Source organism: Variovorax sp. YR752 (assembly GCF_943372545.1).
Genome location: NZ_CALRZC010000017.1, coordinates 49,793 through 67,685, shown reverse-complemented (window position 1 = coordinate 67,685; position 17,893 = coordinate 49,793). Strand labels below are relative to the sequence as shown.

Below are 17,893 nucleotides of genomic sequence, written 5' to 3'. Positions count from 1 at the left end.
GACGCGGTGACGGTGATGGCGCCGGCCACGTCGAGCTTCTCGCCGTGCGCATGGCCGCGTGCGTTCGGCAGCAGCGCCACGCACAGCGCATACACGGCCACGCCGATCGGCAGGTTGACCAGAAAGATCCAGTGCCAGCTCAGCGTGCTCGTGAGCAGGCCGCCCAGCAGCACGCCGATGCTGCCGCCGCCCGCGCACACGAAGCCGTACACGCCCATTGCCTTGGCGCGGTCGGCCGGCTCGGTGAACAGATTCATGATGAGCGAGAGCGCCACGGCCGACACCACCGCGCCGCCCAGGCCCTGCACCGCGCGCGCCGCCACCAGCAGGCCCTGCGAGGTCGAGACCCCGCAGGCCAGCGAGGCCAGCGTGAACAGCACCAGGCCCGCGAGGAACACGCGGCGGTGGCCGTACAGGTCGCCCAGCCGACCGCCTAGCAGCAGGAAGCCGCCGAAGGTCAGCATGTAGGCGTTCACCACCCAGACCAATGACGTCTCGGAAAAACCGAGGTCGGTGCGGATCGAAGGCAGCGCCACGTTCACGATCGTGGTGTCGAGCACGATCATCAGCACGCCCAGGCACAGCACCATCAGGGCGAGCCAGCGCTTTCGGTTGTCGAGGGGTTCGGTCATGGAAGGTGCTTCCTGCGAAGAAATGAAAGTAGGAGAGGGGGCGACTCCGCTCAGACCAGCGCCTTGCCGCCGTTGATGAGCCACGGCGTGCCGAAGCGGTCGGTCACCATGCCGAAGCCTTCGACCCAGAAGGTCTTCTCGAAGGGCATGCCGACCGAGCCACCCTCGGCGAAGGCGTCGAAGATGCGCCGCGCCTCGGCCACGGTGTCGAGCGTGAGCGCCACGCCGAAGCCCTTCATGCCGTCGAAGGGCTGGCCCTGCATGCTGTCGGAGGCCATGAGCAGGCCGTCGCCGTAGGCCAGCGACGCATGCATGATCCGCTTCTTGGCGTCGGCCGGCATCTGCTCGGTGCCGGGCGCTTCGCCGACAGTCATCATCATCTGCATCGTGCCGCGCAGCGTCTTCTCGTAGAAGCGCATGGCCTCGGCAGCGTTGCCGTCGAACGTGAGGTAAGCGTTGATGGGGGACATGAGAGTTCCTTGGATGTGAGAGGGTGAGTCAACAAAAAGCAGGCTCGCGCATCACGCGACGGCCGGGTCTGCCACCAGCAGCCAGCCCACGCCGAAGCGGTCGCTGAGCATGCCGAAGCTGGTCGTGAAGAAGGTCGGCGTCAGCGGCTGGATCACCTGACCGCCATCGGCCAGCGCGTCGAACCACTTGCGGGCATCGGCGTCGTTGCCGGCCGACAGCGACAACATGATTCCCTTGAACTCCGCGTGGCCCGAGCAGCTGCCATCGGACAGCATGAGTTCGGTTTGGCCGACGCGCAAGACCGAATGCATCACTTTGTCAGGGCTGGGCATGCCGCCGGCGCACCCGGCTTCCGCATCGCCCTCGGGGGCGCCGGCCGGCGCCTCGCTGTAGCGCATGAGCTGGACCACTTCGGCGCCGAGCGCCTTCTTGTAGAAGGCAATCGCTTCGTCGCAACGACCTTCGAAGGACAGGTAAGACTGGACTTTCATGGTGTTTCCTTTGGGTTGGGTTACGGGCACAACGGGTCTGCGCGAAAACAATGGAATTACTTTGTGTACACCGTCCACAAAGAATAGCAGAGATAATGGACACTGTCCACATGGAGTCGCGATGAAGCTCAACAACGTTCCCGAAAGCCTGCCGCCCGCGCGCAGCACCTACCGCCACGGCGACTTGCGCCGCGCGCTGCTGGATGCCGGCATCGAACTGGCGCGGGACGGGGGCCCCAGTGCCGTGGTGCTGCGCGAGGCCACGCGCCGCGTGGGTGTGGTGCCGAATGCGGCCTACCGCCACTTCGCGAGCCGGCACGACCTGCTGCTGGCGGTGCGCGCCGCGGCGCTGTCGGAGGCGGCCAAGGCGATGGAAGGCGAACTCGCCGTGCTGCCCTGCGACCAGCCGCCCGCCGACTTCGCGCGCGCCCAGGTGCGCGCCATCGGCACCGCTTATCTGCGCTTTGCGCAGGCGCAGCCGGGGCTGTTTCGCACGGCCTTCGTGGTGTCGGAAGATGCGCAGGGCGACGTCGGTCCCGACGGCGCGGGCGCCAGCGGCATGAACCCATTCGAATTGCTGGGTGCGGCCGTTGACCGGCTGGTGGACGCGGGCCTGCTCGACCCGGAACGGCGCCCGGGCGCCGAGTACCTCGCGTGGTCGGCGGTGCACGGGCTGGCACTGCTCATCATCGACGGCCCGCTGCGCGGGGCCGACGCCACGGCCACGCATGCGCTCGGGCAGCGCCTGATCGACATGGTGGAACGCGGCCTGTGATGGCTGCGCTCAGTTCTCAGAGATAGATCTTTTGCAGCAGCTTGATCAGCGTCTCGCGCTCGCGCGCGCTGAGGCGACTGCTGGCTTCGGTCTCGAGCTGCACCACGGCCTGCTCGGCCTCGCGAATGAGCGTCTCGCCGGTCGGCGTGAGGTGCAGGCCGACGGCGCGGCCGTCGTGCGGATGCGGCCGGCGTTCGATGAGGCCGCGGCTGTCCAGCGCGGCCACCAGACTCACGAGGTTGGGCGGCAGGATGTCCAGCGTGTTGCACAGCTGCCGCGAGGTGGCGCCCGGGTTGTGTGCCAGCAGCGAGAGCACCGAGAAGTCGATCTGCTTGAGGCCGTAGGGCGCCATGCGGTCGGCAAACACGGTGCTCACGATCAGCCAGGCGCGGCGGGCGTTGTAGCCGACCAGCCCTTCGAGCACGCGGGCGTCGAGCCGGTCCGACCGGGGAGACGGCGCGGCGGCGGTGTCGGTCCTGGCGGACGTTTTTTTCGCGGGGGAAGGAGGCATGCGGCGAGCGTAACCGCGCGTTGCTTTCTCGAACAACTAGCGCGAAGCCTCTTGTGCGGAATGCGCGAGTGCGACACCCTCACAAGCCCGCTTGACGATGCCCAGCCGCATCTCGAATTCGGGCAGCACCCAGCGCCGGAAGGCCGCCGCGGCGCGAACGCGATCCGCATCAGCAGGTGCAGCGACTTCGATGCGGGCCCAGGCCCACGCCATCAGCGTGAGCATCACCACGCGCAGGAAGTCGTCGGCCACCTCGTAGGGCAGCACGGGGTTGGCGTGCGCCGCCATCGCCACCGTGGTGCCCAGGTAGCGCAGCTGCGCCAGCCGACGCTGCACGTCGGCATCGGCCTCGCGCGAGGCGTCGAGCGTGTCGCGCAGCTCAAGCAGCACGGCCGACAGCGCTGCGCCGCCGTCGGGCAGCACCTTGCGCACCAGCAGGTCGATGGCCTGGATCTCGTTGGTGCCCTCGTAGATCATGGTCACGCGCGCGTCGCGCACCACCTGCTCGACGCCCCATTCGCGCACGTAGCCGTGGCCGCCGAACACCTGCAGGCATTCGCTCGCGCCGTGGAAGGCCTGGTGCGTGCAGGCGGCCTTGAGCACCGGCGTGACGAGCGAGCACCAGCGCTGCGCGCGCTCGCGCGCCTTGGGGTCGGCGTCGTGCGTGGCGATGTCGAGCATCAGCGCGCTGCGGTAGGCGAGGGTGCGCGCACCGTCGATCCAGGCGCGCTGGGTGTCGAGGATGCGGCGCACGGCCGGGTGCTCGGCGATCAGGTCGGCCGCCTCGCTCCCGCGGCTCGCGGGCACGGCGCCGGGTGCGCGCATCTGGCGGCGCTCGGCCGCATAGGCGTCGGCCTTCTGCCACGCGGCGTCGAGCAGGCCGATGCCTTGCAGCGCGACATGCAGGCGCGCCGCATTCATCATCACGAACATCGCGGCCAGCCCGCGCCCAGGTTCGCCCACCAGCCAGCCCGTGGCGTCGTCGAAACGCATCGTGCAGGTCGGGCTGCCGTGCAGGCCCATCTTTTCCTCGATGCGCTCGCAGTGCACCGCGTTGCGCGCACCGTCGGGCAGCAGCTTGGGCACGAGCGCCAGCGACAGGCCCTTGGGGCCGGCCGGCGCATCGGGCAGTCGGCACAGCACGAGGTGCACGATGTTCGGCGTGAGGTCGTGCTCGCCGCCTGAAATGAAAATCTTGCTGCCGTTCACGCGCACGCTGCCGTCGGCCTGCGCCGTGGCGCGCGTGCGCACCTGGCCGAGGTCGCTGCCGGCATGCGCTTCGGTGAGGCACATGGTCGCGAGCCATTCGCCGGTCGCGATCTTCTGCAGATAGCGACCTTTCAATTCGTCGCTGCCGTGGTGCTTGAGGCAGGCGTACGCGCCGTGCAGCAGCCCCGGCGCCATGGTGAAGCCGTGGTTCGCGGCGCTGAGCCATTCGTAGAGGATGGCTTCGAGCACCGCGGGCAGGCCCTGGCCGCCGTCTTCGGTCGCGGCCGAAAGCGCGGGCCAGCCACCGTCCACGAAGGCCTGGTAGGCCGCGCGAAAGCCCGGTGGCGTGACCACTTCGCCGCTATCGAAGCGGCAACCCACCTCGTCGCCCTCGCGGTTCAGCGGCGCGATCACCTCGCCGACGAAGCGGCCGGCTTCCTCGAGCACCTGCGACTGCAGCGCCTCGTCGACCTCCGGGAAGGGCGCGAGTGCGCGCAGGCGCGTGGGCGCATCGAGCACCGCGTTCAAAAGAAAGCGGACGTCTTCGGGGCGGGGCTGGTAGTGCATCGGACTCAGGACTCGGCGGTGAAGCCGATCTTCTTGACCAGCGGACCCCAGCGCTCGTACTCGGACTGCAGCGACTTCTTCATCTCTTCGGGCGAGGAGCCGTGCGCGATCAGGCCGACCGACAGCAGGCCGTCGGCCACGGCCTTGTCCTTCAGCGCGGCCTGGATCGCGGTGCTCGCGACGGCGATGGTCGCGGCCGGCGTCTTGGCCGGTGCGAAGAAACCGAACCACTCGTCGGCCACGATTTCCGGGAAGCCCTGCTCGGTGAAGGTCGGCACATCGGGCAGGTAGGCCGGGCGTTGCGCACCCGAGGTGGCGAGCACGCGCAGCTTGCCGGCCTTGGCAAATGGCAGGCAGTCGCCGGCGGGCGTCAGGCACGAGGCGATCTGGCCGCCCACCACGTCGTTGATGCCGGGCAGCGAGCCGCGGTACGGCACGTGGCGCAGGTCGGCGCCGGTGCTCAGGCCCAGCAGCGCGCCCAGGAAGTGCGGCGTGGAGCCCGCGCCCGGCGAGCCGTAGCTGGCCTGGCCGGGGTTGGCCTTGGCCCAGGCGATGTAGTCCTTCAGCGTCTTCACGCTGGCCGGCACCATCGGGCCGACGGCCAGGCCGTGCGTCATGACGGCGCCGATGGAGATGGGCGCGAAGTCGGAGATGCCGTAGCTGAGCTTGGTGTAGATGTGCGGGTAGGTCGACAGCGCCGAGGCCTGCGCGAGACACAGCACCGAGCCGTCGGCCGGCGAGGTCTTCAGCGTGTCGAGTGCGATGCGCCCGCCCGCGCCGGGCTTGTTCTCGACCACCGGGTTGGTGGCAGTGAAGGGCGTGTTGCCCAGCTTGTCGGCCACGCGGCGGGCCACGCTGTCGCCCGCGCTGCCGGCCGGGAAGCCGTAGTAGATCTTCACCTGCTGCTGCACCGCCTGGGCGAGTGCGGCAAGGGGATGCAATGCGGCGAGCGCGGCGGTGCCGCCGAGCGCCGTCATGAGTTGGCGTCGAGTGGTCATGGTCTTGTCTCCTGGTTGTCTGCGGGGGGCTGGGATCAGCGCGGCGCCATTCGGAGGGCGCCGTCGAGGCGAATCACTTCGCCGTTGAGATGGCCGTTCGTCACGATGTGGCAGGCCAGCTCGGCAAATTCCGAAGGCTTGCCCAGGCGCGGCGGGAACGGGATCGACGCGGCCAGCGAGTGCTGCACGGCCTCGGGCAGCTCCAGCAGCAGCGGCGTGGCAAAGAGGCCGGGCGCCACGGTGCACACGCGGATGGCGTGCTGCGCGAGGTCGCGCGCCATCGGCAGCGTCATGCCGACGAGGCCGCCCTTCGACGCGCTGTAGGCCTGCTGGCCCACCTGGCCGTCGAAGGCCGCGACGGAGGCGGTGAAGAGCATCACGCCCTTTTCGCCGTTGTCGAGTGCATCGAGCTTCGCGCAGCGCGCGGCGAACAGGCGTGCCATGTTGTAGCCGCCGATCAGGTTGATGTTGACGACGCGCACGAAGTCTTCGAGCGGCGCCGGGTTGCCGTCCTTGCCGACGATGCGCTTGGCGCTGCCGATGCCGGCGACGTTCATCAGGATGCGCGCGGGACCGTGTGCGGCGGCTGCCTTGTCGAGCGCGGCGTTCACGCTGTCGGTGTCGGTGATGTCGCAGACGCAGGCGACGCCGCCGATGTCGGCAGCCACCTTTTCGGCGAGCGCGGCGTTGCGGTCGAGCACGGCGACCTTGGCGCCCAGGCGCGCGAGTTCGCGCGCGGTGGCCTCGCCGAGGCCCGAGGCGCCGCCGGTGACGAGTGCGGCTTGTCCTTCGATCTTCATGGGTGTGTCTCCTGAATGGGGTTAGCGGGGCTTGAGCGTGAAAGGCAGCGTGTCGGCGTGCAGCGCGTCGGCCAGCGCGGCGCGGTGCTTGAGCACGGCGCGCTGGTTGATCGAGCCCTTGTCGGTCACTTCGCCCTTGTCGATCGACGGCGGCTCGGCCATCAGGTGCAGCCGCGCGATGCGGTTGGCGCTGCCGGTGCCCATGGCGGCCAGGTCGTTGGCCACCTGCTGGAAGTGCGCCTGCACGGGCGCGCTTTCGAGCACCTGCTGCATCGTCGCGTCGGCGCTCAGACCGGCGAGTTGCCGCACCTTCTGCGTCGGGAAGATCAGCGCGCCGACTTCCTTCAGGTTGATGCCAGTCAGCACCGCGTCCTGCACATAAGGCGAGCCGGCCGCGATGATCTTCGCGCGCAGCGGGCCCACGCTCACGAAGGTGCCGGTGGCGAGTTTGAAGTCTTCGGCGATGCGGCCGTCGAAGCGCAGGCCGCGGTGGATGTCGTCGTCGGCGATCCACTTCACCGCATCGCCGGTGGAGAAGAAGCCCTCGTCGTCGAAGGCCTCGGCGGTGGCTTCGGGCGCGCGCCAGTAGCCGGGCGTGATGTTGGGGCCGCGGTAGCGCACCTCGGTCTTGCCGTCGACCTCGATCAGCTTGAGCTCGATGCCGGCCGCGGGCAGGCCCACGTCGCCCGACTTCACGTCGGGGCCGGTCACGTACAGCGCGAAGGGGCCCGACTCGGTCATGCCCAGGCCGGTGCCCATGACGATGCGCTCGCCGACTTCCGCTTCCTGCGTGCGGTGCAGGCTGTCCCACACGGGCTGCGCGAGCGCGGCGCCCGAGTAGAAGAACATCTTCACGCGCGACAGCAGGTTGCGGCGCAGCACGGCGTCGCTTTCCATCGCGTTCGCGATCGCCTCGAAGCCGGTGGGCACGTTGAAGTAGATGGTGGGCGCGATCTCGCGCAGGTTGCGCAGCGTCTCGGCCATGCCGGCGGGCGTGGGCTTGCCGTCGTCGATGTACAGCGTGCCGCCGTTGTCCAGCACGATGCCCACGTTGTGGTTGCCGCCGAAGGTGTGGTTCCAGGGCAGCCAGTCGACCAGCACTGGCGGCTCGTCGCCCAAAGCGGGAATCGACTGGCGCAGCTGCTGCTGGTTGGCGCACCACATGCGGTGCGTGTTGATCACCGCCTTGGGCATCTTGGTCGAGCCCGAGGTGAAGAGGAACTTGGTGATGGTGTCGGGGCCGGTGGCCTGCATTGCCGCGTCGATGGCGGGCGTGGCCGGCGTGGCGGCGAGCACGTCGAAACGCGTGGTGGCGCGGCCCGCGAGCGTGCCTTCGGCGAGCACGACCTCGGTGTCGGCGGGCACGGTGGCTTCGATGGCACGGGCGAAGCGCGCGGCGTCAGACGCGAACACCAGGCCGGGCGTGAGCGTGTCGAACACGTGGCGCAGCTTGTCGAAGTCCTGGCTCACGATCGAGTAGGGCGGCGACACCGGGCAGTAGGGCACGCCGGCGTAGAGGCAGCCCAGCGCGAGCAGCGCGTGCTCGATGCCGTTCTCGCTGAGGATCGCGACCGGGCGCTCGGCGTTCAGGCCGCGATCGAGCAGGGCTTGTCCGATACCGCGCGCTTCTTCCAGCGCCTGCGCATAGCTCACGCGCAGCCAGTCGCCGGTGCGGCCGTCGGGCAGGCGTTCGCGGCGCGCGATGAAGGTGCGCTCGGGCGCGACCTGTGCCCAGTGCGCGAGCCGGTCGGTCATGCGTTCGCGGTAGGCCTGCAGCGGCGTCTCGGCCGTGAGGTAGCGCGTGCCCGGCGCGCCGCCGCGCAGCAGCGCGCGCGTCACGCCGAAGGCCAGCGGGCGGTATCGGACGGCGGTCATCCCTTGCTCACCTTGGCGCCGCGGCCTTCGAGGAAGTCGCGCACGCGTTCCTTGGCTTCGGGCGCGGCCTGGACGATGCCGGACATGAGTGCCTCAGTGAAGAAGCCGTGGTCGGCCGACTGCTCGGCGATGCGCGGCAGCGCGTGCATCAGCGCGTAGTTGGTGAGCGGTGCGTTGGTGGCGATGCGCTTGGCGAGCTCGAAGGCCTTGTCGAAAGCGGTGCCTTCGTCGACCAGGTACTGCGCGAAGTTGGCGCGCTCGCCGTCTTCGGCGTTGTAGACGCGGCCGGTCATCATCATGTCGGTCATGCGCGCCACGCCGATCAGCTTGGGGATGCGCACCGAGCCGCCGCCGCCCACGAAGATGCCGCGCGAGCCTTCGGGCAGCGCGTAGAAGGTGGAGCGGTCGGCCACGCGGATGTGGCAGGCCGTGGCCAGCTCGAGCCCGCCGCCGACCACCGCGCCGTGCAGCGCCGCCACCACCGGCACCGGGCCGTGCTGGATCAGGTCGAGCGCGCTGTGCCACAGGCGCGAGTGCTGCATGCCCTGGCCGGCGTCGCGCTCCTTGAGCTCGCTCAGGTCCAGGCCGGCGCAGAAATGCGGGCCCTCGCCGTCGAGCACGGCCGCGCGCACGGTGGCGGGCAGCGTCTCGAAGGTGTTGCGCAGCGCGAGGATCAGGCCGTCGGACAGCGCGTTGCGTTTGGCGCCGCGCGTGAGACGAACGATGGCGACGTCGTCGCGGATGTCGAGGTGGAGGTCTGGATGGGTCATGAGGGTGTCCGGGGTTGCGTTGGATTATGGTTATGAGAAATAATCAATTCAAGGCATTGGAGCCTCCCGAATCCTAGGGATTTACCCGAACCGGAGACAACGACATGGACCCACGGAACCTGATTGCGATCGACATCCACACCCACGCTGAAGTGAGTTGCTGGAACCCTTTCGACAACTACGGCGAGGAATACGACCGCGCCGCCGACAAGTACTTCGGCTCGAGCGGGCGCCCCACCATCGCCGAGAGCGTGGCGTACTACCGTGAAAGAAAGATCGGGCTGGTGATGTTCATGGTCGACGCGGAGTCGAACATGGGCCGCCGGCGCATCCCGAACGAAGAGATCGCCGAGGCCGCGGCACAGAACAGCGACATCATGATTGCCTTCGGCAGCATCGATCCGCACAAGGGAAAGATGGGCGCGCGCGAGGCGCGCCGGCTCATCGAGGAACACGGCGTGAAGGGCTTCAAGTTTCACCCGACGGTGCAGGGCTTTCATCCCTACGACCGCATGGCCTGGCCGATCTACGAGGTGATTGCCGAATACAAGCTGCCGGCCATCTTCCACACCGGCCACAGCGGCATCGGCTCGGGCATGCGCTGCGGCGGCGGCCTGCGGCTCGAATACAGCAACCCGATGCACCTGGACGACGTGGCGATCGACTTTCCCGACATGCAGATCGTCATGGCCCACCCCAGCTTTCCCTGGCAAGACGAGGCGCTGAGCGTGGCCACGCACAAGCCCAACGTGTGGATCGACCTGTCGGGCTGGAGCCCCAAGTACTTTCCGAAGCAGCTCGTTCAGTACGCCAACACGCTGCTGAAAGACCGCATCCTGTTCGGCAGCGACTACCCGCTGATCACGCCCGACCGCTGGATGCGCGACTTCGAGGCGGCCGGCTTCAAGCCCGAGGTGATGCCCGGCATCCTCAAGGACAACGCGGTGCGGTTGCTGAAGCTCGAGACCCCGGCGGCCTGAGGTTCAGGAGGAGGAGGCGCGGGGCGCCGCGTCGTTCCACTGCGGCTCCCACAGCGGCGCGCCGCGTTCGAACGCGACGGCCAGTTCTTTCTTTCGGCGTTGCGCCACCGCGGTGATCAACGCATTGCAGACCGACAGCGCCGCCGTGTACGAATCGAACGGCGACGCGCTGGAGGTGCGCACCAGCAGCAAATGATCGGCCGAGGCCGCGGCGGGCGCCGTGGGGCTGTCGGTGACCATGACGACCTTCGCGCCCCGCGCGCGAAAGTACGCGGCCGTGCGCGCAATCGCGAGCGAATGGCGGCGAAAGGTGGGCGTGAGCAGCAGGTCGTGCTCGTCGATGCGCAGCAGCTGGTCTTCGAGCGGCAGCGGGCCCGCGCCGCTCAGCAGCCGCACATCGGGCAGGCACAGGTTCAGGTGCAGCGCCAGGTGGCTGGCCAGCGGCACGCCGTGCCGCTGCCCGAGCACATGCACGCGCACCTTGCGCTGCGTGAGCAGCTTCACCGCCGCCTCGAAGGCGCTCACGTCGAGCGCCGCGAAGGTGGCGGCCAGGTTGTGCTGGTCGTGCAGCAGCGCGTTGTCGAGGCAGCTGCGCACCGAGGTGTCGTCGCCGATGACCGCGTCGGCGCGCGTGGCGGGCGAAGCGAGCAGGGCGGTGACTTCGGCGCGTGCTTCCATCTGCGCCTGCGCGTAGCTCGTGTAGCCCAGCTTGGCGAGCAGCCGCACCACGGTCGAGGCGCTGGTGCCCACTTTTCTTGCAAGGCTCGTTGCAGATTCGAGCAGCCCCTGCGGGTGGTGCGCCTGCAACTCCTCGATGAGGCGTCGCTCGCTCTTCGTGAGCTTCTTGCCGTAGCCCGAGATGCGCTGGTTCAGGCTGGGAGCGGCGGGGGTGTCTGCGTGCGGCATCGGAGAAACCTCATGTTTGCAATGAGTATTGCAAAAATAGAGTCTCCTTGCAAAAATGAATGCACAAATCCGGGCCGAACCTCTGCCCGCCCGCCGTCCCCTGCAGAAAGACCTTGCCATGCGTTCCACCACCCCCGCTGTGCCCGCCCTCCGTCGGCGCGAGATCCTCGGCGCCGGCCTGACGGCGGCGCTGCTGCCCCTGTCGGCGCGTGCCCAGGCCTTTCCGTACCGCCCGGTCACGCTGGTGGTGCCGTTCCCGGCCGGCGGCTCGGTCGACCTGATCGCGCGGCTGTACGCCGAGCCGCTGTCGAAGGCGCTGGGCACGCCGGTGGTCATCGACAACCGTGCCGGCGCCGGCGGCTCCATCGCCAGCGCGCAGGTGGCGCGTGCCAAGCCCGACGGCTACACGCTCGTGGTGTCGTCGCAGAGCTCGCACCTGGCCAACCCGCTGACGCAGGCCAACCCGGGCTACGACCCGATCAAGGATTTCCTGTCGATCAGCCAGCTCGCGCGCTCCATCAACGTGCTGCTCGTCAATCCGGCCGTGCCCGCCAAGACCTTCAAGGAGTTCGTGGCGCTGGTGAAGTCGCGCCCGGGCGAGCTCAACTTCTGCAGCGCCGGGCCGGGCAGCATGGGCCAGCTCAACGTCGAGTTGATGAAGTCGCAGCTTCAGCTCAACGCCACGCACGTGCCGTATCGCGGCGGCGGCCCGCTGGTGACCGCGCTGATCTCGAACGAAGTGCAGTTCGGCCTGGACAACCTCGCGCCCTTCCTGCCGCACATCCAGGCCGGCAAGTTGCGCGCACTGGCCGTGGCCTCGCCCACGCGCGTCGCGGCGCTGCCCGACGTGCCGACCTTCGCCGAACTGGGCTACCCGGTGCTGAACACTACGTCGTGGATCGGCCTGGCCGCGCCCGCGAAGACGCCGCCCGACGTCATCGCCGCGCTGCACAAGGCGGTGCGCACGGTGGCCGAGCAGCCGGCGATGGTCGAGGGGCTGGTGGCGCGCGGTTCGCTCGCGCCCGAGGCGCAGTCGCCCGCGCAGTTCACGGCCATGATGTCGGAGCGGCTCGCGCTGTACGGCGAGATGGTCAAGCGCGCCGGCATCCGCGGCGAGTGAGCGGGCGGCTGGTTTCATGACGCAGACACTGCAGGCCTTCGCACCCGACACCGCCCCGCTGGAAGTGCTGCCGCGCGACCTCTCGGCCTACCGGCAGGGCAACACCGGCATCGACTACGTGCACCGCTTCGCGTCGGGCAAGCCCGGCCCGCACGTGCTCATCAACGCGCTCACGCACGGCAACGAGATCTGCGGCATGGTCGCGGCCACGCACCTGCTCGACCACGGCGTGCGCCCGAAGATCGGCACGCTGACCGTGAGCTTTGCGAACGTCGAGGCCTACGAGGCCTTCGACATCGCACGGCCCTACGAGAACCGCCAGCTGGTGCACAACCTGAACCGCATCTGGTCACCCGCGCTGCTCGACGGCACCGAGCACAGCCCCGAGCTGCGCCGTGCGCGCGAACTGCGGCCGGTGCTCGACGCGGCCGACTACGTGCTGGACATCCATTCCACGCGCGCGCCCGTGCAGCCCTTCTGGGTCTACCCGGAGTTCGAGCGCAATGCAGGCTTGGCGCAGGCCGTCGGCGGTCCGCCGGTGCACCTTGTGATGCCTGTCGGCGCCGCGCCCGGCACAGGCGTGACGGCGTACGGCCGCCACGGCGAGCCGGGCATCGACGGCGGTGCGGTGGTGGTCGAGTGCGGCCAGCACTTCGCACAGTCGGCGGCCGCCCTGGCCACCGACGTGTCACTGCGCTTTCTGGCGCACCTCGGGCTCATCGACCCGGTGCTGCGCGTGGCGGTGTCCGCACGCCGCTTCCGGCTGCTCGAGGTCCACATGGTGACCTCGGACGACTTCGCCTTCGTGCGGCCCGTGCTCGGTTTCGAGACCTTCGACAAGGACGCACTGATCGCGGTGCAGGCCGGGCGCGAGATCCGCTCGCCCTGCGACGGCTGCACGATCTTCATGCCGACCCGCGCGCCGGTGATCGGTCGCGAGGGCGTGTACCTGACCGTGCCGGTCTGACGCGGCCGGGAGGCTGACCTCAGGGCGCCTTCGCGTCGCCCGGCTCGTCTTCGCCGAGCCGGTCCCAGTCCTGCCCCGAGCGCAGCTTGCGCTCTTCGCGCTCGCGCGCCATCTGTTCCTCGAACTGCTGGCGGCCCGCCTTGTTGGCGGCGATCAGCTTGGCGCGGTCCTTGTAGTGCGGGTAGATCTCGTCGCTGAGCTTGAGGTTTCGCTGGCGGAAACGCATCGACGCCTCGCGCGCCTCGGCCGCCGGCCAGCCCAGCGCTTCCAGCGTCGAACGACCGCTGCGCAGCGACGACTCGAACACCTCGCGCTCGATGTCCTGCACGCCGCGGTCGCGCAGCTGGAACAGGTGGGTCACGTTGCGCGCACGCGCCACGATGCGCGCCTGCGGAAAGTTCTCGCGCACCAGGTCGACGATGTCCAGCGACTGCTCGATGTCGTCCACCGCCACCACGATGGCGCGCGCCGTGCCCGCGCCCGCGGTGCGCAGCAGGTCGAGCCGCGTGGCGTCGCCGTAGAACACGCGAAAGCCGAACTGGCGCAGGCCTTCGACGGTGTCGGCGTCGTGGTCGAGCACCGTCACCTGCAGGCCCTGCGACATCAGCAGGCGACCGACGATCTGGCCGTAGCGGCCGAAGCCGCAGATCAGCACCTTGGCGTCCTGCTGCTCCGAGATTTCGTCGAGTTGCGCCCCGCCCGTGCGGCTGTAGCGCGGCAGCACGAACTTGTCGAGCAGCACCAGCAGCAGCGGCGACAGCAGCATCGACAGCGCCACCGCGCCGATCAGCAGCGAGGTGGTCTGGGGCGGCAGCACGTCGGGCCCGGCGGCCTGGAACACCACGAAGGCGAACTCGCCGCCCTGCGCCAGCAGCAGCGTGAACACCGGCCGCTCCTGGTAGGCCAGGCCCATGGCCTTGGCCAGCGCATAGATCACGACCAGCTTGATCGCCAGGAAGCTCAGCACCAGCGCCGCCATGACCCAGGGGTTGGCCACCAGCACGCCGAAGTTGATCGACATGCCCACCGCGATGAAGAACAGCCCCAGCAGCAGGCCCTTGAAGGGTTCGATGTCGGTCTCGAGTTCGCGCCGGTATTCGCTTTCGGCCAGCAGCACGCCAGCCAGGAAGGCGCCCAGCGCCATCGACAGGCCGACGAACTGCATCAGCGCGGCGATGGCCACCACCAGCAGCAGCGCGGCGGCGGTGAAGATCTCGGGCGTGTCGCTGCGCGCGATCCAGCGCAGGATCGGGCGCAGCAGCAGCCGGCCGCCGAGGATGATGCCGGCGATCACGCCGACGATCTTCAGCGCCTCGAGCGCGCGGTCCAGCCCGCTGATGGACTGCTCGGCCGCCGTGGCACTGGCCAGCAGCGGCAGCAGCGCAAGGATTGGAATCGCGGCCACGTCCTGGAACAGCAGGATCGAGAAGCCGGCCTGGCCGCTGGGCGTCTTCAGCAGGTTGCGTTCGCCGAACACCTGCAGCGCGATGGCGGTGGACGACAGCGCCAGCCCGAGCGCGGCCACCAGCGCCACGCGCCACGGCGCGCCCACGGCGCAGCCGGCAGCGAACAGCACCGCCGCGCAGCTGAGCACCTGCGCCGAACCCCAGCCGAAGATCGGCCGGCGCAGGCTCCACAGGCGCTTGGGTTCGAGTTCCAGGCCCACCAGGAACAGCATCAGCACCACGCCGAACTCGGCGAAATGCAGCACGTCTTCCACGCTGGACACGAGGCCCAGGCCCCAGGGGCCGATGGCGATGCCGGCCACGAGGTAGCCGATGATCGAGCCGAGCCCGAGGAACTTCGACAGCGGCACCACCAGCACGGCGGCGCCCAAATAGATCAGGCTGCTGGTCAGCCAGGCGGGTGCGTGTTCCATGCTCAGGCCGCCTTGTTGCTGGTGCTGTGGGTGCTGCCGTTGGCGACGGCCAGGCCGTGCGTCATCGCGCTGTGGAAGGCGCCGGCCACCAGCTTGTTCACGTCGTCGGATTCGGCGGGGCGGTCGGTCTCGGGCACCGGGCAGGCGATGCAGGCATCGAGCTCGTCCATCTCCGGCCAGACCGGGTAGCTCTCCAGGCGCTGCACGAACATCTCGACATGCGCGGTCACCTCGGCCTCGCTGGCGCGGCGTGCGCCGTGCAGCAGCAGCGGCGGCAGGAAGCGCATGCCGCACAGCGCGGCGGTCTGCTCGTAGGGCGGCAGGAAGGCGTCGAAGAAATAGCGGTTGTAGCTTTGCGGGTGATAGCTCGGCTCGGGGCCGCCGGTGGTGGCGACCAGCCAGCAGTCCTTGCCCTGCAGGGCCGTGCCGCCGGGGCCGTAGGCCCAGCCGTAGCCGAGCACGTCGTCGAGCCAGAGCTTTTGCAGCGGCGGCATCGAGTACCACTGGATCGGGTGCAGCAACACCACGAGGTCCGCACGTGCCAAGCGCTCGCGTTCGACCTCGACGTCAATGGCGAAATCGGGGTAGCTGCCGTAGAGGTCGTTCGCGTCGACGCCGGGCACGCGCTGTGACGCGGCGAACAAGCGGCGGTTCACGCGCGAGTCGCGCCAGTGCGGGTGGGCGGCCAGCACATAGATGCTGCCGGCCGCTTTCGCGGCGCCAGCGGGGTTCTCCGAGGATGTTGTTGTCGTCATGTGGCGAACATAACGCAGACGGCCCTCTGCCGCCGACGCGCAACCCGGGGCGACTACCATCCAGCCCTGTCCCAGTTCTGGAGGAGATCCTCATGCCGGTGGTTCTGGTCGCCAATCCCAAGGGTGGCGTGGGCAAGTCGACGATTGCAACGAACATCGCGGGCTATTTCGCGAGCCGCGGCCATGCCGTGATGCTCGGCGACGTGGACCGTCAGCAGTCTTCGCGGCTGTGGCTCGGCCTGCGCCCGCCGCAGGTCCGCCCCATCGCCACCTGGGAAGCCACCGGCGACAGCACCGTAGTGCGCCCGCCGCGCGGCACCACGCATGCGGTGCTCGACACGCCGGCCGGCCTGCACGGCTGGCGCTTCAAGGAGGTGCTGGCGCTGGCCGACCGCGTGATCGTGCCGCTGCAGCCGAGCATCTTCGACATCTACGCCACGCGCGATTTTCTCGACCGCCTGATGGAAAGCCGCCGCGCCGAAAAGACCCGCATCGGCCTCGTCGGCATGCGCGTGAACGCCCGCACGCTGGCGGCCGACCGGCTGCACGAGTTCATTGCCGGCCTCGGCGTGCCCGTGCTGGGCGAGCTGCGCGACACGCAGAACTACGTGCAGCTGGCGGCGCGCGGGCTCACGCTGTTCGACATCGCGCCGGGCCGCGTGCAGCGGGACCTGGAGCAATGGCAGCCGATCTGCGAATGGCTCGACGCCTGAACGGACCCCCGGATTTCCCCGATTCCCGGTTGTCGCAAGTCCGACAGCCAGCCCCGTGCCCTTGGCACCAGAATGCCCCGCATGACCAAAAAGACATTCCAGACCCTTCAGGATCTCGCCGCCTGCGTCGGCCAGGAAGTCGCCGTGAGCGACTGGATTTCCGTGACGCAGCAGCAGGTGAACCAGTTCGCCGAGGCCACCGGCGACCACCAGTGGATCCACGTCGATGTGGAGCGGGCCAAGTCCGGCCCTTTCGGCGCGCCGATCGCGCATGGTTTTCTCACGCTGTCGCTGCTGCCGAAGTTCTTCGAGACGGCGATCGACGTGGTCGAGTCGCGCATGGGCGTGAACTACGGCCTCAACCGCGTGCGCTTCATGTCGCCGGTGCCGGTGGGCCAGCGCCTGCGCGCGCGCATGAAGCTGCTGAGCGCCGAGCCGATTCCCAACGACGGCCTGCAGATGACCTGGGAAACCACCATCGAACTCGAAGGCGCTGCCAAGCCGGCGTGCGTCGCCGAGTCGGTCGTGCGTCGTTTTCCCTGAGCGGTTTTTTCTTCTTCTCTGCTTCTCTTTACATCCGGCGGTCGGTGACCTCGCCGTAGGTGGCCGCGCCCTGTCGGGTGATGCCGACGGCGCTCGCGCGCACCGCGGCGCGGTCGACGTTGCCCGCGGTCGGGCGGGCCACGCCGGTGCCGCCGTTGCTGATCTGCAGCGGTTGCATGGCTTGCGCCTGCACCTGGGCGCGCGTCAGCGACGACTGGAAGGGCGCGGGCGGCAGCGGGTTCTGCTCGCCCTGGAAGGCGTGGGCGCCGCCGGTGAAGGCGAGGGCGGCGAGCGTGACGAGGCGCAAAGTGGTGTGCATGGCGGGACTCCTTGGCAGTCAGCGTTGAGGGGACGGATGCCGGTGCGAATCACCGGCATGTCTTCCCATACGCTGCGCAGCGCCGATCGGATGTGCCCCTGCCGTGTGAGGGGCTGAATGGCCGTCAGGCGAAACCGTTTTGCCGCCAGGCCTCGAACACCGTGACCGCCACCGCGTTCGACAAATTCAGGCTGCGCTGGCCGGCGCGCATCGGCAGCCGCAGGCGCTGCGGTTCTGCAAAGCCGTCGCGGATCGGCGGCGGCAGGCCGGCGGTTTCCGAACCGAACACCAGCCAGTCGCCGGGCTGAAAGCGCACGTCATGCACGGCGCGCGTGCCGCGCGTGGTCAGCGCGAACATGCGGTCGGGCGGCGGTTGCTGCGTGGCCAGCAGCGCGGCCCAGTCGGCGTGGCGCTTCACTTCGGCGTACTCGTGATAGTCGAGCCCGGCGCGGCGCAGCAGGCGGTCGTCCATCGAAAAGCCGAGCGGCTCCACCAGGTGCAGCGTGCAGCCGGTGTTGGCCGCGAGCCGGATCACGTTGCCGGTGTTCGGCGGAATTTCAGGGTGGACCAGGACGATATGGAACATGCGCCGATTGTCGCGGGCGCCGCCGG

The 17,893-nt window shown here is 69.1% G+C and carries 20 protein-coding genes; 6 read left to right on the top strand and 14 right to left on the bottom strand.

Annotated elements, in window-relative coordinates:
- From AAG801_RS06470 to AAG801_RS06460, 3 genes are all read right to left on the bottom strand, one after another.
- The coding region (locus AAG801_RS06470; RefSeq protein ID WP_341887674.1) for an MFS transporter at window positions 1–632 on the bottom strand (632 nt) is incomplete at its 3' end.
- Window positions 633–682: 50 nt separating this feature from the next.
- Window positions 683–1,102, bottom strand: coding sequence for a VOC family protein (locus tag AAG801_RS06465; protein ID WP_341887673.1), 420 nt, complete (start codon window positions 1,100–1,102; stop codon window positions 683–685).
- A gap of 51 nt (window positions 1,103–1,153) precedes the next feature.
- Window positions 1,154–1,594 carry a VOC family protein gene (locus tag AAG801_RS06460; RefSeq protein WP_341887672.1) on the bottom strand — a complete coding sequence of 147 codons (441 nt, stop codon included), beginning with the start codon at window positions 1,592–1,594 and terminating at the stop codon, window positions 1,154–1,156.
- Between the two features lie 121 nt (window positions 1,595–1,715).
- Here AAG801_RS06460 and AAG801_RS06455 point away from each other — a divergent pair, with 121 nt between their 5' ends.
- On the top strand, window positions 1,716–2,369 hold the full coding sequence (locus AAG801_RS06455) for a TetR/AcrR family transcriptional regulator (RefSeq protein WP_341887671.1): 654 nt from the start codon (window positions 1,716–1,718) through the stop codon (window positions 2,367–2,369).
- Between the two features lie 16 nt (window positions 2,370–2,385).
- Here the strand turns inward: AAG801_RS06455 and AAG801_RS06450 are convergent, their stop codons facing one another.
- Genes AAG801_RS06450 through AAG801_RS06425 form a run of 6 tightly spaced genes read right to left on the bottom strand, consistent with a single transcriptional unit; the run spans window position 2,386 to window position 9,099 of the window.
- The gene (locus AAG801_RS06450; protein ID WP_319357372.1) at window positions 2,386–2,880 is read right to left on the bottom strand and encodes a MarR family winged helix-turn-helix transcriptional regulator; all 495 of its coding nucleotides are present in this window, start codon (window positions 2,878–2,880) and stop codon (window positions 2,386–2,388) included.
- Window positions 2,881–2,916: 36 nt separating this feature from the next.
- Window positions 2,917–4,656 carry an acyl-CoA dehydrogenase family protein gene (locus AAG801_RS06445; RefSeq protein ID WP_341887670.1) on the bottom strand — a complete coding sequence of 580 codons (1,740 nt, stop codon included), beginning with the start codon at window positions 4,654–4,656 and terminating at the stop codon, window positions 2,917–2,919.
- A gap of 5 nt (window positions 4,657–4,661) precedes the next feature.
- Complete coding sequence (locus AAG801_RS06440) at window positions 4,662–5,654, bottom strand: Bug family tripartite tricarboxylate transporter substrate binding protein (RefSeq protein WP_341887669.1); 993 nt, start codon at window positions 5,652–5,654, stop codon at window positions 4,662–4,664.
- A gap of 35 nt (window positions 5,655–5,689) precedes the next feature.
- Window positions 5,690–6,454 carry an SDR family NAD(P)-dependent oxidoreductase gene (locus tag AAG801_RS06435; protein WP_101488713.1) on the bottom strand — a complete coding sequence of 255 codons (765 nt, stop codon included), beginning with the start codon at window positions 6,452–6,454 and terminating at the stop codon, window positions 5,690–5,692.
- A 21-nt stretch (window positions 6,455–6,475) separates the two neighbouring features.
- Entirely contained in the window at window positions 6,476–8,329 is a 1,854-nt protein-coding gene (locus AAG801_RS06430) for a feruloyl-CoA synthase (RefSeq protein WP_341887668.1), read from the bottom strand.
- Window positions 8,326–9,099, bottom strand: a complete 774-nt coding sequence (locus AAG801_RS06425; RefSeq protein ID WP_099792730.1) for a crotonase/enoyl-CoA hydratase family protein — start codon at window positions 9,097–9,099, stop codon at window positions 8,326–8,328. Before AAG801_RS06425 ends, AAG801_RS06430 begins: the two co-directional genes overlap by 4 nt.
- A 104-nt stretch (window positions 9,100–9,203) precedes the next feature.
- On the opposite strand from AAG801_RS06425, the gene AAG801_RS06420 reads away from it, so the two are divergent.
- Window positions 9,204–10,079, top strand: a complete 876-nt coding sequence (locus tag AAG801_RS06420; protein WP_192193577.1) for an amidohydrolase family protein — start codon at window positions 9,204–9,206, stop codon at window positions 10,077–10,079.
- Window positions 10,080–10,082: 3 nt separating this feature from the next.
- On the opposite strand, the gene AAG801_RS06415 is transcribed toward AAG801_RS06420, so the two are convergent.
- Window positions 10,083–10,985: a MurR/RpiR family transcriptional regulator gene (locus tag AAG801_RS06415; protein ID WP_341887667.1), complete on the bottom strand. Its 903-nt coding sequence runs from the start codon at window positions 10,983–10,985 to the stop codon at window positions 10,083–10,085.
- Between the two features lie 118 nt (window positions 10,986–11,103).
- Here AAG801_RS06415 and AAG801_RS06410 point away from each other — a divergent pair, with 118 nt between their 5' ends.
- Both AAG801_RS06410 and AAG801_RS06405 read left to right on the top strand, forming a co-directional pair.
- Window positions 11,104–12,105, top strand: a complete 1,002-nt coding sequence (locus AAG801_RS06410; RefSeq protein WP_341887666.1) for a tripartite tricarboxylate transporter substrate binding protein — start codon at window positions 11,104–11,106, stop codon at window positions 12,103–12,105.
- A 16-nt stretch (window positions 12,106–12,121) separates the two neighbouring features.
- Entirely contained in the window at window positions 12,122–13,072 is a 951-nt protein-coding gene (locus tag AAG801_RS06405) for a succinylglutamate desuccinylase/aspartoacylase family protein (RefSeq protein ID WP_341887665.1), read from the top strand.
- A gap of 19 nt (window positions 13,073–13,091) precedes the next feature.
- On the opposite strand, the gene kefC is transcribed toward AAG801_RS06405, so the two are convergent.
- Together kefC and AAG801_RS06395 are read right to left on the bottom strand one after the other, a co-directional pair.
- Window positions 13,092–14,951 (bottom strand): glutathione-regulated potassium-efflux system protein KefC, encoded by a 1,860-nt coding sequence (gene kefC, locus AAG801_RS06400; protein ID WP_341887664.1) that lies wholly within the window; start codon window positions 14,949–14,951, stop codon window positions 13,092–13,094.
- A 2-nt stretch (window positions 14,952–14,953) separates the two neighbouring features.
- On the bottom strand, window positions 14,954–15,706 hold the full coding sequence (locus tag AAG801_RS06395; RefSeq protein WP_341887663.1) for an NAD(P)H-dependent oxidoreductase: 753 nt from the start codon (window positions 15,704–15,706) through the stop codon (window positions 14,954–14,956).
- A gap of 92 nt (window positions 15,707–15,798) precedes the next feature.
- Here AAG801_RS06395 and AAG801_RS06390 point away from each other — a divergent pair, with 92 nt between their 5' ends.
- Together AAG801_RS06390 and AAG801_RS06385 are read left to right on the top strand one after the other, a co-directional pair.
- The gene (locus AAG801_RS06390; protein ID WP_341887662.1) at window positions 15,799–16,419 is read left to right on the top strand and encodes a ParA family protein; all 621 of its coding nucleotides are present in this window, start codon (window positions 15,799–15,801) and stop codon (window positions 16,417–16,419) included.
- A 72-nt stretch (window positions 16,420–16,491) separates the two neighbouring features.
- The gene (locus AAG801_RS06385) at window positions 16,492–16,962 is read left to right on the top strand and encodes a MaoC family dehydratase (RefSeq protein WP_099792714.1); all 471 of its coding nucleotides are present in this window, start codon (window positions 16,492–16,494) and stop codon (window positions 16,960–16,962) included.
- A gap of 28 nt (window positions 16,963–16,990) precedes the next feature.
- Here AAG801_RS06385 and AAG801_RS06380 read toward each other — a convergent pair whose 3' ends face one another.
- Both AAG801_RS06380 and trmL read right to left on the bottom strand, forming a co-directional pair.
- On the bottom strand, window positions 16,991–17,281 hold the full coding sequence (locus tag AAG801_RS06380; protein ID WP_341887661.1) for a DUF4148 domain-containing protein: 291 nt from the start codon (window positions 17,279–17,281) through the stop codon (window positions 16,991–16,993).
- 124 nt (window positions 17,282–17,405) lie between these two features.
- Window positions 17,406–17,867, bottom strand: a complete 462-nt coding sequence (gene trmL / locus AAG801_RS06375) for a tRNA (uridine(34)/cytosine(34)/5-carboxymethylaminomethyluridine(34)-2'-O)-methyltransferase TrmL (RefSeq protein WP_341887660.1) — start codon at window positions 17,865–17,867, stop codon at window positions 17,406–17,408.
- Window positions 17,868–17,893 lie beyond the last annotated feature (26 nt).